This is a genomic window from Pseudomonas reidholzensis (genome assembly GCF_900536025.1).
GTDB classification, from domain to species: domain Bacteria; phylum Pseudomonadota; class Gammaproteobacteria; order Pseudomonadales; family Pseudomonadaceae; genus Aquipseudomonas; species Aquipseudomonas reidholzensis.
Map to the genome: position 1 here is coordinate 76776 of NZ_UNOZ01000003.1, position 13763 is coordinate 90538.

The following is a 13763-nucleotide window of genomic DNA, read 5'->3' on the forward strand; positions in this document are numbered from 1 at the left end:
CCTGGCCGGGTTCCTAGGTCTTCGGTCTCTCACCCCGCGAACAGCTGCCACCCTTAATCCTGTGAGAGGGGTTCTGACAGCAGCTCCTGACTGACCCTAGGAGTTACATCATGAAGAAGCTAGTTCCCGACCCACCCCGCATCAAACTGCTCAACAACCCCTTCTTCTCCCTCCACAGCGACCTCCTCCCCCACGACGCCCTGGCCCACGCCAGCGAGCTCCTGCGCGGCGTCGCCGAAACCATCGACGAGCACTGCCGCGCCCACGCCGGCCTTCAAGGCTTCAACATGCTCAGCAACGCCGCCCACGCCAGCGATACCGCCCGCGCCCTAGTCGAGCACGCCCTCACCGGCCTCTCCAACGCCGACCCAGGAGAACAGCCATGAGCCAAGACCTCAGCAGCTGGACCACCGCCGGCCTCGAAACCTGCCTCGACCTCTACCGCATCCAACCCGGCATCCCCGCCGAACGCGCCTTCGAAGAAATCTCCGTCCTGCTAGGCCTGGTCAGCCACCTGACCCTGGAAGCCGAGCTCAACGGCGACCAACTCGCCCTGAGCGCCGCCCGCTACCTGAGCACCTTCGCCAAAGCCGTCTCCGACGACATCGAAAACGGCAAGATGCAGACCGACGCCCCCGGCTAAGCGCAGCCCGGCACACCGATTGAACCCTCGCCGAACCGGCGCAGTCCACCTATCAGGCCCACCTACCAGAGGCCTTGCAGAAGGAGACACCCATGAAAGGTACTGCGCTCTCAGCCCTGTTCGCGGCGGCCACCCTGCTGGCCTCCCCGGTGTTCGCCGCCGACGACCTGTGCACCACCAACCTGCAGAAGATCGACGACAGCATGGCCACCGCCGGCGCCACCTCCGAAGGCCTCGACAAAGCCCTCACCGAGCACGTCGACCAAGCCAAGGCCGCACAAGCCTCGGGCGACACCAAAGAATGCATCGCCATCACCAGCAAAGTCCTGGAGCGTCTGAACAAGACTGAAAAAGGCGGCAACAGCGGCACATGACCCCTGAAAACGGGCGGCGCCACCCCGCAGTCGACGCCGCCTGTCTAAAGGCGTATACTCCGCCTTGCGTGCTGAAAAGCGCGTTCAGCTAGAGCTGAGTGTGGGGCCGATTAGGATTCGACGCCGGTCGCGAAACTCTAGGTGCATGCCGAGTTGGTAACAGAACTCGTAAATCCACTGTTGCAACTTTCTATAGTTGCCAATGACGAAAACTACGAGGGTTACGCTCTCGCTGCGTAAGCAGCTGAGCCCGCTCTCCTGGTAGCTTCGGCTCCAGCAATCACTAGGGGATGCCTGTAAACCCGAAGTGATTGTCATACAGAACAGGATCGTCGTGTAGCACGTTGTGGGCAAAGCGACTAAAACTTACACAACTCGTCCAAAGCACCCTGCCACTCGGGCGGCTGCGGATTAACTCAGTAGAGACGGCTAAGCATGTAGTACCGACAGCGGAGTACTGGCGGACGGGGGTTCAAATCCCCCCGGCTCCACCAAATGATCAAAAAAAGACGTCCACGGACGTCTTTTTTTGTGCCTGCGATCCAGTAAATACGCGGCTTCCAGCGCTTTTGCGGTCTTTTGAGAGTTTTTGAGTTCCAACCGTTCGGGTATTCCAGACGGTATTCCACCTCATCCGATGCTAATCTTTGGAATACCGAATCAGTGCCTGAGGAGAATCTCATGCCTGCTCAAAACCTCCGCCTCTCCGATCGACAGCTCAAGGGAGTCAAACCCGCGTCCAAGGATTACGTCCTCACGGATGGTGACGGCTTGCAGCTCCGGGTACGTAGCAACGGCTCGTTGCTGTGGAATTTCAACTACCGCGAACCGGTGACCAAGAAGCGCATCAACATTGGCTTTGGGACCTACCCCGAACTGTCACTGGCCAACGCACGAAAGATGGCAGTCGATGCACGCGAGTTGCTCGCACAGGGCATCGATCCGAAGGTGCAACGAAATACGTTGAATGAAGCCAAGCGCGCAGAAACGGAACACACCTTTGAGAACGTGGCCACCGCCTGGTTCGAACTCAAGAAAGACTCGGTCACCCCAGCCTATGCCGAGGACATTTGGCGGTCGCTCACGCTGCACGTATTCCCCGATTTGAAGACGACACCACTCACAAAAATCACCGCACCGATGGTGATAGGACTGCTTCGCCCAATCGAAGCGAAAGGCAGCCTGGAGACGGTGAAGCGCCTTAGCCAGCGGCTAAACGAGATCATGACCTACGGCGTCAACTCCGGCTTGATCTTCGCCAACCCGCTCAGCGGGATCAGGGCGGTTTTCAAGAAACCCAAGAAAGAGAACATGGCTGCGCTTCCACCCGAAGAACTCCCCGAGCTCATGCTGGAGATCGCGAATGCCAGCATCAAACGCACCACCCGCTGCCTGATTGAATGGCAGTTGCACACGATGACTCGCCCCGCCGAGGCGGCGACTACTCGCTGGGCAGACATCGACTTTGAAAGGCGTGTCTGGACTATCCCTCCGGAGCGGATGAAGAAGCGCCGCCCACACAGCATCCCGTTGAGTGATCACGCTGTCGCGCTGCTGGAATCACTGAAGACCCACAGCGGCCATCGCGAATACGTCTTCCCGGCCGATAGAAATCCGCGCACCCACGCCAATAGTCAGACTGCCAATATGGCGTTGAAACGTATGGGGTTCCAGGATCGGTTGGTCAGCCACGGTATGCGCTCGATGGCCAGCACCATCTTGAATGAACATGGGTGGGACCCGGAACTCATTGAGGTCGCCCTGGCGCATGTCGACAAGGATGAGGTGCGCAGCGCTTACAACCGGGCCGACTACATCGAGCGCCGGCGTCCGATGATGGCTTGGTGGAGTGAGTACATCCAGAAGGCCGCCACCGGCAGCCTGCTTGCCTCAGCTTACGGCCAAGTCAGAGACAAGAACGTGGTACCGATTCGCTAGCTCTGTATGGCGCAATAACGGCAGCAGTAACAACTGAACGTTCAAGATTCGGGGCAAGCAGCCTCGCTTATCCGCTTCTCAGCACGGGTCCTTCCAAACAGGGCTGCAAAGCCGCCCTGTTTGGAAGGACCTCACTTTGAAGAGCTAAAAGCGACCACGTTGTCCAGGATTTACCACGGAACTCCACCGGTGGATAACCGCTCTTAAAGTCCAAAGTGGCGCTGAATTTTGAACCTTGACCGGGTTTATCCACAGGCGTAGAACTGGCCGTGCAAGCGCTGTCGATGACAGCAACCCAGGTGACCCGAACCTCGAAGGTCACGCCGCTCCCGCGGTGGTTCTCCCCCCAAATGGCGATTCGCGTCCGGCAGCTCGCCCGGTCACCTCCCCGGTGATGGATGCCTATTTCAGATCATGGCACTCGTGCGCCAAACAACACGTCCTACTTCTCTGCCCTGCAGCAACCTATCCGCTTGGCCAAATCTTGCGCCAACCTGCGCCCGTCTCTTTCTACTGGAAAGAGACGGGCGCTTCTAACACTGATGCAGCTCTCATCGCACTTAGCTTTGCGCCAACTTCTCTTGTGACAATTTGCGTGACAAACGCAGATGTCACCAGCAACAGCGCTGCAGATGATGGTGCCGCAGACCAAGGAATGGACTGCACCTGACTGACAGTCAGGCTTGCCCCGGTCATCGCATTGCTGCGTACACCTGCCTCAGGATCTAGCGGCACTGGTCTCGTCAGCCAATGCAGCCTCCACCCGCCCACCGGTAATGGTGCTCAGGAGGCCAGATCATGAGATGCCCTTGCTCCCGGTCGTAAGGAGTCGCCAGTCCCGCGTTAGAGGACACCCCACAGGTCGCAGGGGCCTTGATCCCTGATAACACTCAACATTCTTGGCGGGATGACGTGGGGCGAGGACTGGCCAGCAGAAGATGAGGTGATCGATATGGCATTGTTGGGTAGACGCGATGGCCGCAATTTCGGCTACGGCAGACAGTTGAGCTACGCGGGGCCGCAAGCGCTGAACGACCTGTTTGGCGGCGGTCATTACGGTACGGTCAGGGCGCACAGCGATCGGTGGCAGGCATTCGTGAAGTGGTGCCGCTCCGAACAGGGGCCCGGTATCAATGATGCGCGGCAGATTGACCGGAAAGTGTTGGGCGACTATGCGGCGTATCTGCACGACCTAGTTCGGCGCGGTGACCTCGCCGTCAGCACTGCACAAAACCGGCTATCCAGCGTTAACAGGACCATGGCGGCGCTTCGCGGTGATCAGTATGTGAAATTGCCCAGTCCGAGCAAGGCGTTGGCTATGCAACGCACCGGGGTTCGACAGTCGGTGCCTCAGGGCCAAGACCGCGAACAGGTTAAGCAGATCCTCGATACGCTTTGCCGCAATCATCAGCTACGGGCCGCCACGATCATCCTGTTGGCACGATCCACTGGTATGCGGTTGCGTGAGGCCATCCTGGCTGACCTACCAAGGCTAAATCGTGAGGCGAAAGCGTTCGGCAGAATTAACATCCAAGACGGCACGAAAGGCGGTCGCGCTGGCGCCTCGGCGCCCCGTTGGATTGCGGTGAACGATAATGTTCGAGGTGCCCTTGAGTTTGCAATGCAGGTGTCGCCTGTGGGTAGCCGCAACCTGATTGCTCCACACGAAAGCTACCTTTATGTGCTGCAACGAATAATCCGCCCAGCCCGGGACATCCTGCATGCACACAACTTGAAAGGCTTCCATGAGCTACGAGCGGCGTACGCCTGTGAGCGCTATGAGGAAATCACACATCATCGTGCGCCTATCAACGGTGGCCAATGTCCCGAGGTAGATAGGTACCTTGATCGTGAGGCTCGGGAGCAAATCAGCTATGAGTTGGGGCACGGTCGAATCGGTGTGCTCGCTGCCTACATTGGAGGGCGCGCATGAGTAAGCAATTCGATATGGAGCTGTTCTTGGCAGGTGTGTTGACTGGGTCGCTTGCAACACGGCAACGCCACTTACGACAGGCGAAAATCATCCAAGCCGAAATCGCAGAGCGCTGGAAGCGAGAGACGCCCTGGGTTTGGCGGCGAAAGCATGTAACTTGGTTTCTCGAGCACCGCCTAGATCGACGCAGCGATGCAACGCGGTATTACTATTTGCTAACCGTGCGCCTGCTCGCTCGTCGCTTACAAAAAACCTGGGTCTTCAATATCTGAGTGAGACCGACTGCTATCCCCCGACCGCGCCCTAAGCAGGCATATTTACCAGCATCAATTATTGTAGAAATCCGGTTAAACAAAACACGCAAGCCCCCCCTCAAACATGTCCAATTCAACTTTTTACGCAAAAACTGAAACCAACTAAAAAGCATATTATCCAGGCAGTGATAGCCTCAACATCAAAAGACAGATATCCACCAAGAGTCGACTTTCTTAGTATCCCTGGATTTTAGAGCACTATTTAGCAAATCTATTTTTGTCATCTAACCGGCGGTCAAAATGGAGACCACGAACACTGGAGCTAATGAGGCCGGCGAAAGACTGCACGCCGAAGCAGCCAAGCCCTACGCCGCTGTTAACTGTGCCATCCCGAATTTCGCAGTCTTCGCTAGAGCATCCGCACCAAGTTGGGGCTATTCGGACTCCCAGACAGTTCTGGGAGTTCGAATCACGGACCCGCAAAGGCCTACCAGCCAATTGGAGACCATGTCATGACACTAATCACAGCGCTCCAACTATTTAAGCGTATGAACGCTTACAGACTACCGCTAAATTTGCCCCCCAACACCCTTAAATTTATCGACAAAAACCGAAACCTTTAGAAAGACACTTTGTTTCTTTGTCAAATAAGCTGGATTGAGCGGACTCATTTTAGGCAATACGGAATTCAGCTCAGTTCCACTATCGCTAGCAAACTCCCTTTTTAGTGAGCTAGTAATGTAGCGTTTAGCGGCCACTTCATTCAGTTCTTCATCGATGATTAGCTCTTGGGCCTCGCGCCGCTGTTCTGATTGGGCGAAAGTGAAAAAAGCATCGATCACGCTAGCCTTGTCATCAATTCGATCCAGATCGGTCTGGTTGATGAAGTCCACCACCAAGCTTTCTTTGGCGCGATTACCCAGGCTAGCGCGAATCACCCGACGCATCTCCTCGACCAGTGCCGTCTTGTCCTTGACCTTCTTGTTCTTCTCGAAGATCACCTCGAGGATGTAATCCAAGTTGATTTCCTGGGACTTAAGCAGGTCCACCTCGAATACTACATCGTCCCAGTCGATAATAGACTCGTTTGCTTCTTTACCCGCCTTCTCGCGCCTCAGCCAATCGCGGATATCGTTGTAGGTGGACCGATAGTCTTGGACCTTACGCTCGGCAGGCACGCGGATAGTCTGCAGCTCGGCTAGCTTGTCGTCATCCAAGTGATGTTCGAGCTTGAATGTATCTACGGCCTGCAGGTCACTGATATCGATTGTTTGCAGCGCCTTCAGAGCGGCAAATTCGTCGTAGTTTTGCAGCACATTTTCCACGCGCAGATACTCGCCGAATAACTTGGCGAAGTCTTTTTTCTCCGATTCTTTAATAATGTTAGCGGGGTCAGGGAAACGTCGCTCTAGCTCTGCCACCACGTCCATGAAGCCACGTCGTGCCTCGCCGGTCAGCGTGTCGGTAAAGCCCTCCATGTACTCCTTGTAACTTTTTTCCAGTACTACGTTACGCGTGTTTTTGTCGCCGAAGAGCGTGATTGCGTCGACCGTGGCCTGCTCCAGATCGCGGAACGTGACTATATTGCCGAAAGTCTTGGTAGCATCGAAGATGCGATTGGTGCGTGAATAGGCCTGGATCAGGCCGTGATAGCGCAGATTTTTGTCGACGAACAGCGTGTTGAGCGCTGGCGCATCGAAGCCGGTCAGGAACATACCCACCACGATCAGCAGATCGATGTCCTGATCCTTCACGCGCTTGGCCAGATCGCGGTAGTAGTTCTGAAAGCCCTTGCTGTCCACGCCGAAATTGCTTTTGAACAGCGCGTTGTAATCACCAATTGCCGCGCACAGGAACTCTTTAGCGGTGCTATCCATTGCCGACACTTCGAAGCTCTCATCGACGATGTCGCCAATGGCGTCCTGTTCTTCATTGGGGGCAAAGGAGAAGATAGTAGCAATGCGCAGCGGTTTATCGCTGCCCTCCTGCAGTTTATGCAGCATCTCGTAGTATGACTTGGCGGCATCGACGCTGCTTACCGCGAACATAGCATTGAAGCCCTTGTTCGCTCCCTGTAAACGATGAGTCTTCTGACGAAAACGCGTGAGCAAATACTGCGAGACTTCTCGGATGCGCGTAGGGTGGAGCAAAGCTTGGCGATTCTCTGCGGCGCTGAGCTTTTTCTCGTCCTGCTCGGCTTCCAGAGCTTTGAACTGTGGACGGACATCATTATAGTCCACCTTGAACTTGAGCACCTTCTCGTCACGGATGGCATCAGTGATTACATATGAATGCAGCTCGCGACCAAACACGCTGGCGGTTGTATCGGCACCCAGCGCATTTTTGGGGAAGATTGGCGTGCCAGTGAAACCGAACTGATAGAAGCGTTTGAACTTCTTCTTCAAATTCTTCTGTGCCTCGCCAAACTGGCTGCGGTGGCACTCATCGAAGATGAATACCACCTGCTGGTGGAACACCGGCAGGTCACTTTCGCTCTTCATCAGGTTGTTGAGCTTCTGGATGGTGGTGACGATAATCTTATTGTCGTCCTTATCCAGGTTGCCCTTGAGGCCCGCAGTGCTCTCCGAGCCATTGACGCTGTCGGGTGAAAAACGCTGGTACTCCTTCATGGTCTGGTAATCCAGATCCTTGCGATCCACCACAAAGAACACTTTGTCGATGAACTCCAGCTCGGTCGCCAAGCGCGCAGCCTTGAAGCTAGTCAGGGTCTTGCCCGAGCCGGTAGTGTGCCAGATGTAACCGCCGCCCTCGGTATGGTTCCAGGACTTCGCCTGCCAGGCACTGCGGATCTTCCATAGAATGCGCTCGGTAGCGGCAATCTGATACGGACGCATTACCAACAAAGTGTTGCTGACGTCAAACACCGAATAGGTAAGCAATACATCAAGCAGGGTACGCTTTTGAAAGAAGGTCGCAGTGAAGTCTTTCAGATCCTTAATCGGGCTATTGTCGGCCTGGGCCCAGTTCATGGTGAAGTCGAAACTATGTTTATTGCGCTGCGTTGTGTTGGCGAAATAGCGCGTATCGGTGCCATTGGAAATCACGAACATCTGCAGATACCTGAACAGCGAATGCTCGGTGTTGAAGCTTTCCTTGCTGTAGCGGTGCACCTGATTGAAAGCTTCGCGGATCGCCACGCCACGCTTCTTCAACTCTACCTGCACCAGTGGCAGGCCGTTGATCAGAATCGTCACGTCGTAGCGGTTGGCGTGACTACCCGCATGCCCAAACTGCTTTATGACCTGCACCTTGTTGCGGATCGGGTTTTTCTTGTCCAACAGGTAGATATTCTGGATGCGCCCGTCATCGAACACGAAGTCATGCACATGGTCGTCGTGGATCTTGCGGGTCTTTTCAACAATGCTGTCGCTAGGCTTATCCAGCCAACTTTCCACAAAGCGCGCCCATTCACCGTCGGAAAAATCGATGTTGTTCAGCGCCTGCAACTGAGTCCGCACATTGGCCAGCAGCGCCGGCATCGTATTCAGACCGGAGGGATACTCGTAGCCCTGATTGACAAGATCCTGGATGAACTCGCGCTCCAGATCGCCTTCGCTCTGGTAGCTCTCGACAGCTTTCGACTCCCTGGTATACCCCTCGAGCACGATAAAGGTGCTGGACTCAGCGATAGTCTTGTAGTCAGTCATTATTAGGGGGCTCCCCGTGTCTCTGTGCGAGTTCTTTGTCAACTTCTTCCACTGTCGGCGATTGCGACTGCGCTGTCAGAGGAATGTCCTCGGTGATACATGAGCAGACGCCCATGGGTTTATGATATTAAACAACGCGTAATTCACATCTGGCCTGTCTCCACACAAGATCAGGCCCACAGTCGGCTGGTGATATGCGTCAAGTAACTGGTCGTCCACGGCGGATAGGTGGAAATTGAGCAAGCAGATGTCCTCCGGCTTGAGCCTAACGGCATTCCCCGAACTTTGAATCTCCTGCTTGATGCTATCCCGCGCATGTCGATAATTAGTGGTGCGGGTTATTTCGCTCATGCGTTGCTCACTCCCTAACTTCACAACCACAGATGTCAGCATGCCTTCAGGCGCTCTGCCCCTCCTCCTGCTGCCAATATCCGTAGTTCGCCACCAGATGGTCCAGCAGCAATTTGACCGTCTGCTTCTCCTGCGGTGTTGGCTCAGTGACACTTTCATTGGACAGCGTGCTGTGGCTGGTGAACTGCATAATACGATTCATGTAAGCCTGCTTGTCGTCAGGCAAAAGTGCAGACCATTGTGGATAACCCAGAAAACTGGCGGTTTTTTCGTAGAGGTTGCGCAGCAGGGTGAAGTGATAGCGCTGCACCTGGCCAGCGGCAATTGCCTGCTCAAGGGTCTGCCGCAAGTGGAGATGATAAGAAAAACTCTTGTTGGAGTCACCATACTTGACGCACAGATCAAAACTGCCATCGTCGAGACGGCCCAACAAATAGCACCCCTCTTTCTTTCCCCCCTTATTGAGGCCAAGCTCATTGTGCAGCACGTTGTAGAAGAGCGGGCTATGGGTGGTAATGACGAACCTCAGGTCAGTCGGACTGGCCTTGATCAGACCTGCCAAATTGACCGCCAATTCGATGAGATGGTTCTCATCCAGAGAACTCACTGGGTCATCAATAAACACATACTCTAACTGATCAAACTCCCGCGTTTCGCGGTCTTCCGGCTCTGGCACATTACGTGTGCTGATGACCTGATCAAGTAGCGTGTAAAAGATACTCCAGATGAAATTGCTTTCTTCTCCCTTGGATATCTTGAGGTTCCCGGAGCTTTCATTATCCCCCCGCTCAAGCGAAAAAGTAACCTCCGAGAAGTCCTCGCTAAAATGCGGGGTCAGCTTGTTACTAGTGTAATGCTGGAAATATCTAACGATATTGCCGTCCTGTCCTAGGTCCCGGAGGATGGCAAGCAGCCAGTCCGTGAATGAGTTGGGCTGGATCCGCAGTCTGGGCTGCGCATCCAACGCCAAATCGTTATCCCAATAAAATAAGTCTTCCGTGAAGGCGTTGAAGTACAAAATTTTGCTGCGCGACAACACCGGTGGGTCAGTTGCCTCCTCGCCCTTGGGTGTGATCAAGTGCTTGAATTCGCGCGACAGGCGCGTCTTACCCGTGCCGTTGAAGGCGTAGATCAGTTGCACCTTATTGTTGGCGTTCTTCAACAGCTCAGCAATCTCGGTTAGCGTCTTGCTCATTTTACGCCACCGCCTCTTCCGGCTTGGCGAAGCTCAGCAGCAGATCTCGGTAATGCTCGAATTGCTTCTGACGCAGCGCAATTTCGCGAGGTAGGCCTTCGGTGATGGAGTTAGTGAGGACGTCGAATTTCTCCAGTATCTCAACGATACGGGCCTGTTCCACCAGCGACCTTTCGTGATCCTCAGGGAATGGCACCGGGATTTCAATCTTTGAAAATCCATTGATCAGTAAAGTATTGACCTTGGTTCTGGCCACATGCTTTGCTTTTTTGGTTATGAAAGATTGCGTCTGCATACAGTAAGAAACAAATTTTGGATTCATTGAATGCCGAAAAGCGTAGCAGTGATCGTGAATTGCAACCTTCTCACCCCCAAGCCATGCCACTGCTTTGCCAACCTCTTCAACGGTTTCCCCCACATCGGTTAGCACTACATCCCCAGGCTCAGCATACCGCAGCGAACCTGCCATCTCGGCACGCACTTTGGAAAATGCATGATCCGCCCATACCCCATAGCGGGTATAAATTTCGCCATAATGAATGACACTGATGCCTTCCTCAGCATAGTCGGCTTTGGTGAAGCGTTTGCCGCGAATAAACTCGCCAACATCTGCAAGCGCCTTCCATTCCACCTTCCCGCCTTCAAAACTCAACAACTGATCGCGGTAGTAGCTGTACTGTTTTTTGCGAACCTTGAGCTCGGCGTTGAGCTCGGCGCCAAGTTCAGCGAACGTATCAAGTATGCGAACGATCTCCGACTGAATCTCAAGCGATTTTTTGAGATTATCTGGGCAGGGAATGGGGATTTTTTTGCTTGTGTAGCTCCCTATCCAGTGACGTTTATGGTCGCCATCAACCAACTCGCTTGGCAATGTATTTAACCAGTAGTAAATATACTTCAGCAGCACCTTACCTTCGTCACTCGATGTGATCATTTTCATGGCCGAAGATTTGGCTTTAAAATCAAAATCCACCCATTTACTAGCAGTCGTAAAATCATCAAAAATGATCACGGGAGACTGTGATGCCTTATAAATCCCTTCAGTTTCGTCTGTGTACCCTAGAATAAATGTCTTTCCAGCTGTGAGTACCGGAGTCTCAAATTCATCGCTATAGCTTGTTGCCGCCACCAAGTATTTGGTTGGCTGTTCATAGTTCGTAAACTGCCCGAGAGGCAACCAAGCAATTGCAACCCCGTCTAACAGTTTTTCCAAAAAGCCACTCAGCTTCATGCCCCCGCCTCCTCACCCTCGATCTCCGCAACAATCGCATCGATCTGAGTCCGCAGCTGGACGACCCGGGAAACAGTGCCTTTCAACTCAGCATTGAGCTGGGCGATGTTCACGACTTCGCGGGTGTCCCTGGCTTCGACGTAACAGCTGACCGACAGGTTGTAATCGTTGCTGGCCACTTTATCTAGCGACACCGATTGGGCGAAATGGTCAACGTTCGTTTTGCTATCAAACACCTGCATAATCTGCTCAATATGCACGTCTTCCAGCAAGTTGTTGTTGGCGCCCTTCCTGAACAGCGCGCTAGCGTCAATGAACTGGGTGGTCGTATCCGGCTTGCGCTTGGACAAAACTAGAATGTTCACGGCAATGGAGGTGCCAAAAAACAGGTTGGGCGCTAACGAGATCACCGTTTCCACATAGTTGTTGTCCACCAGGTATTGGCGAATTTTCTGCTCAGCACCACCGCGGTAGAAAATGCCAGGGAAGCAGACGATGGCTGCGCGTCCCTTGGCCGAGAGATAGTTCAGCGCATGCAGCACGAAGGCAAAATCCGCCTTGGACTTGGGCGCAAGCACGCCAGCTGGGGCAAAGCGATCATCGTTGATCAGCGTCGGGTCGTCGCTGCCGATCCACTTTACCGAGTACGGCGGGTTGGAGACGATGGCATCGAAGTGCTTTTCGTCACAAAAGTGCGGGGCACGCAGCGTGTCACCGAGCTGGATGTTGAATTTGTCATAGTTGATGTTGTGCAGGAACATGTTCATCCGAGCCAGGTTGTAGGTGGTGTGGTTCACCTCCTGGCCGAAGAATCCATCCTCAATTACATGGGCGTCGAAATGTTTTTTTGCCTGCAGCAGCAGCGACCCGGAGCCGCACGCCGGGTCATAAATCTTGTTGACGCTAGTCTGCTTGTGCATCGCCAACTGGGCAATCAACTTGGACACATGCTGTGGGGTAAAGAATTCGCCGCCGGATTTGCCGGCATTGGCCGCGTAGTTGGAGATGAGGAACTCATAGGCGTCGCCGAACAGATCAATATGGCTGGAATCGAAGCTGCCAAACTCCAGCTTGCTTACTCCCTTGAGCACGTCTGCCAAGCGCTTGTTCTTGTCGGCGACGGTATGACCCAGGCGGTTGCTAGTCGTGTCGAAGTCAGCAAAAAGTCCTTTGATGTCCTGCTCTGAGGCATAACCATTGGCGGAGCTCTCGATTGCGGCGAAGATGCGTGCCAAATCGGTGTTCAGACTCTCGTTGGTGCTGGCCTTGACGGCGACGTTACTAAACAACTGGCTGGGCGCGATGAAGTAGCCCTTAGTCTTGATTGCGTCGTCTTTGGCTGCGGCAATCCGCGGGTCGTCATCCTCCATGCCAGCATAATCGACCGAGCCATCACCACCAGTGATGTAGTCAACGAAGTTCTCGCTGATAAAGCGGTAGAATAGGGTGCCAAGCACGTACTGCTTGAAGTCCCAGCCATCGACGGCGCCGCGCACGTCATTGGCGATCGCCCAGATCTGACGTTGCAGGGCGGAACGTTGTTGGGCACTGGTCATACTGCTTATCCTGTTTCAATGCGACTTACATGGTCATCCCGAAGCATCCGGACCTGACCTGAATCGTGTTATGTGCGTGTCGAGAAGACGCTGGCACAAGGACGCTCATTCTATGTGCTCCCTTCAATTAGATATACTGCCGTTGGCTTTCTTTGCCTCCTACAACCAGCAACACAGCCACAAAAACACGTTGACTTTTCAGGTGAACTATTGTAATGGTTGCGCCGTATGAATGAGTGCCGATACCCCTGCTCATGCTCTTCACCTCCTAGCGTAACGATCTGCCATCTGGGGGGAGGGGCGGAGAGTAGCTCCCAATCTCATATACAGCCCCCACGTAGGTAGACGTCACACATCTGGTCAGATTATTCAGATGAGCCGGTGTCAGTTGGGCATTTTCGGTGCCGATCTTCGGCTGGACGATATCTCCTAGACGGTACCAACACCGTGCGACTACAGGTGCTTGGGAATAAACGGCTCCCCGTCTGTAGGATGAATGCATGGAAAGCTGTGGTAGCGACGCACCTGTGGCTTATAGCTTTTACCGCTCGCCAGACCTGTAGAAACCTCCAGAGCAGTGCCCCCCCCCCCAATGAAGCGGCGCCGGTGCACCTGTTGGC

Annotated in this window: 10 protein-coding genes and 1 other RNA gene; 7 read left to right on the forward strand and 4 right to left on the reverse strand. The window is 54.2% G+C overall.

The annotated features are described in order from the left end of the window. Positions 1-110 precede the first annotated feature (110 nt). The 7 genes from CCOS865_RS03410 (at position 111) to CCOS865_RS03440 (ending at position 5160) form a co-directional block, all read left to right on the forward strand. On the forward strand, positions 111-386 hold the full coding sequence (locus CCOS865_RS03410) for a nucleotidyl cyclase domain-containing protein (protein ID WP_119137946.1): 276 nt from the start codon (positions 111-113) through the stop codon (positions 384-386). Beyond that, positions 383-643: a DUF3077 domain-containing protein gene (locus tag CCOS865_RS03415; protein WP_119137948.1), complete on the forward strand. Its 261-nt coding sequence runs from the start codon at positions 383-385 to the stop codon at positions 641-643. The genes CCOS865_RS03410 and CCOS865_RS03415 overlap by 4 nt, the downstream gene beginning before the upstream one ends. A gap of 92 nt (positions 644-735) precedes the next feature. Next, positions 736-1017, forward strand: a complete 282-nt coding sequence (locus CCOS865_RS03420) for a hypothetical protein (protein ID WP_119137950.1) — start codon at positions 736-738, stop codon at positions 1015-1017. 102 nt (positions 1018-1119) lie between these two features. After that, positions 1120-1511: a transfer-messenger RNA gene (gene ssrA, locus CCOS865_RS03425) on the forward strand. Between the two features lie 187 nt (positions 1512-1698). Further along, positions 1699-2955 (forward strand): integrase domain-containing protein, encoded by a 1257-nt coding sequence (locus tag CCOS865_RS03430; RefSeq protein WP_119137952.1) that lies wholly within the window; start codon positions 1699-1701, stop codon positions 2953-2955. 952 nt (positions 2956-3907) lie between these two features. Next, positions 3908-4888 carry an integrase domain-containing protein gene (locus tag CCOS865_RS03435; protein ID WP_119138234.1) on the forward strand — a complete coding sequence of 327 codons (981 nt, stop codon included), beginning with the start codon at positions 3908-3910 and terminating at the stop codon, positions 4886-4888. Then, entirely contained in the window at positions 4885-5160 is a 276-nt protein-coding gene (locus tag CCOS865_RS03440) for a hypothetical protein (protein ID WP_119137954.1), read from the forward strand. Before CCOS865_RS03435 ends, CCOS865_RS03440 begins: the two co-directional genes overlap by 4 nt. A gap of 551 nt (positions 5161-5711) precedes the next feature. Here the strand turns inward: CCOS865_RS03440 and CCOS865_RS03445 are convergent. From CCOS865_RS03445 to CCOS865_RS03465, 4 genes are all read right to left on the reverse strand, one after another. Next, the gene (locus CCOS865_RS03445; RefSeq protein WP_119137956.1) at positions 5712-8810 is read right to left on the reverse strand and encodes a type I restriction endonuclease subunit R; all 3099 of its coding nucleotides are present in this window, start codon (positions 8808-8810) and stop codon (positions 5712-5714) included. Between the two features lie 397 nt (positions 8811-9207). After that, positions 9208-10356 (reverse strand): ATP-binding protein, encoded by a 1149-nt coding sequence (locus CCOS865_RS03455; protein ID WP_119137960.1) that lies wholly within the window; start codon positions 10354-10356, stop codon positions 9208-9210. 1 nt (position 10357) lies between these two features. Beyond that, positions 10358-11587 carry a restriction endonuclease subunit S gene (locus tag CCOS865_RS03460; RefSeq protein ID WP_119137961.1) on the reverse strand — a complete coding sequence of 410 codons (1230 nt, stop codon included), beginning with the start codon at positions 11585-11587 and terminating at the stop codon, positions 10358-10360. Beyond that, entirely contained in the window at positions 11584-13143 is a 1560-nt protein-coding gene (locus tag CCOS865_RS03465; RefSeq protein ID WP_119137963.1) for a type I restriction-modification system subunit M, read from the reverse strand. The genes CCOS865_RS03460 and CCOS865_RS03465 overlap by 4 nt, the downstream gene beginning before the upstream one ends. Positions 13144-13763 lie beyond the last annotated feature (620 nt).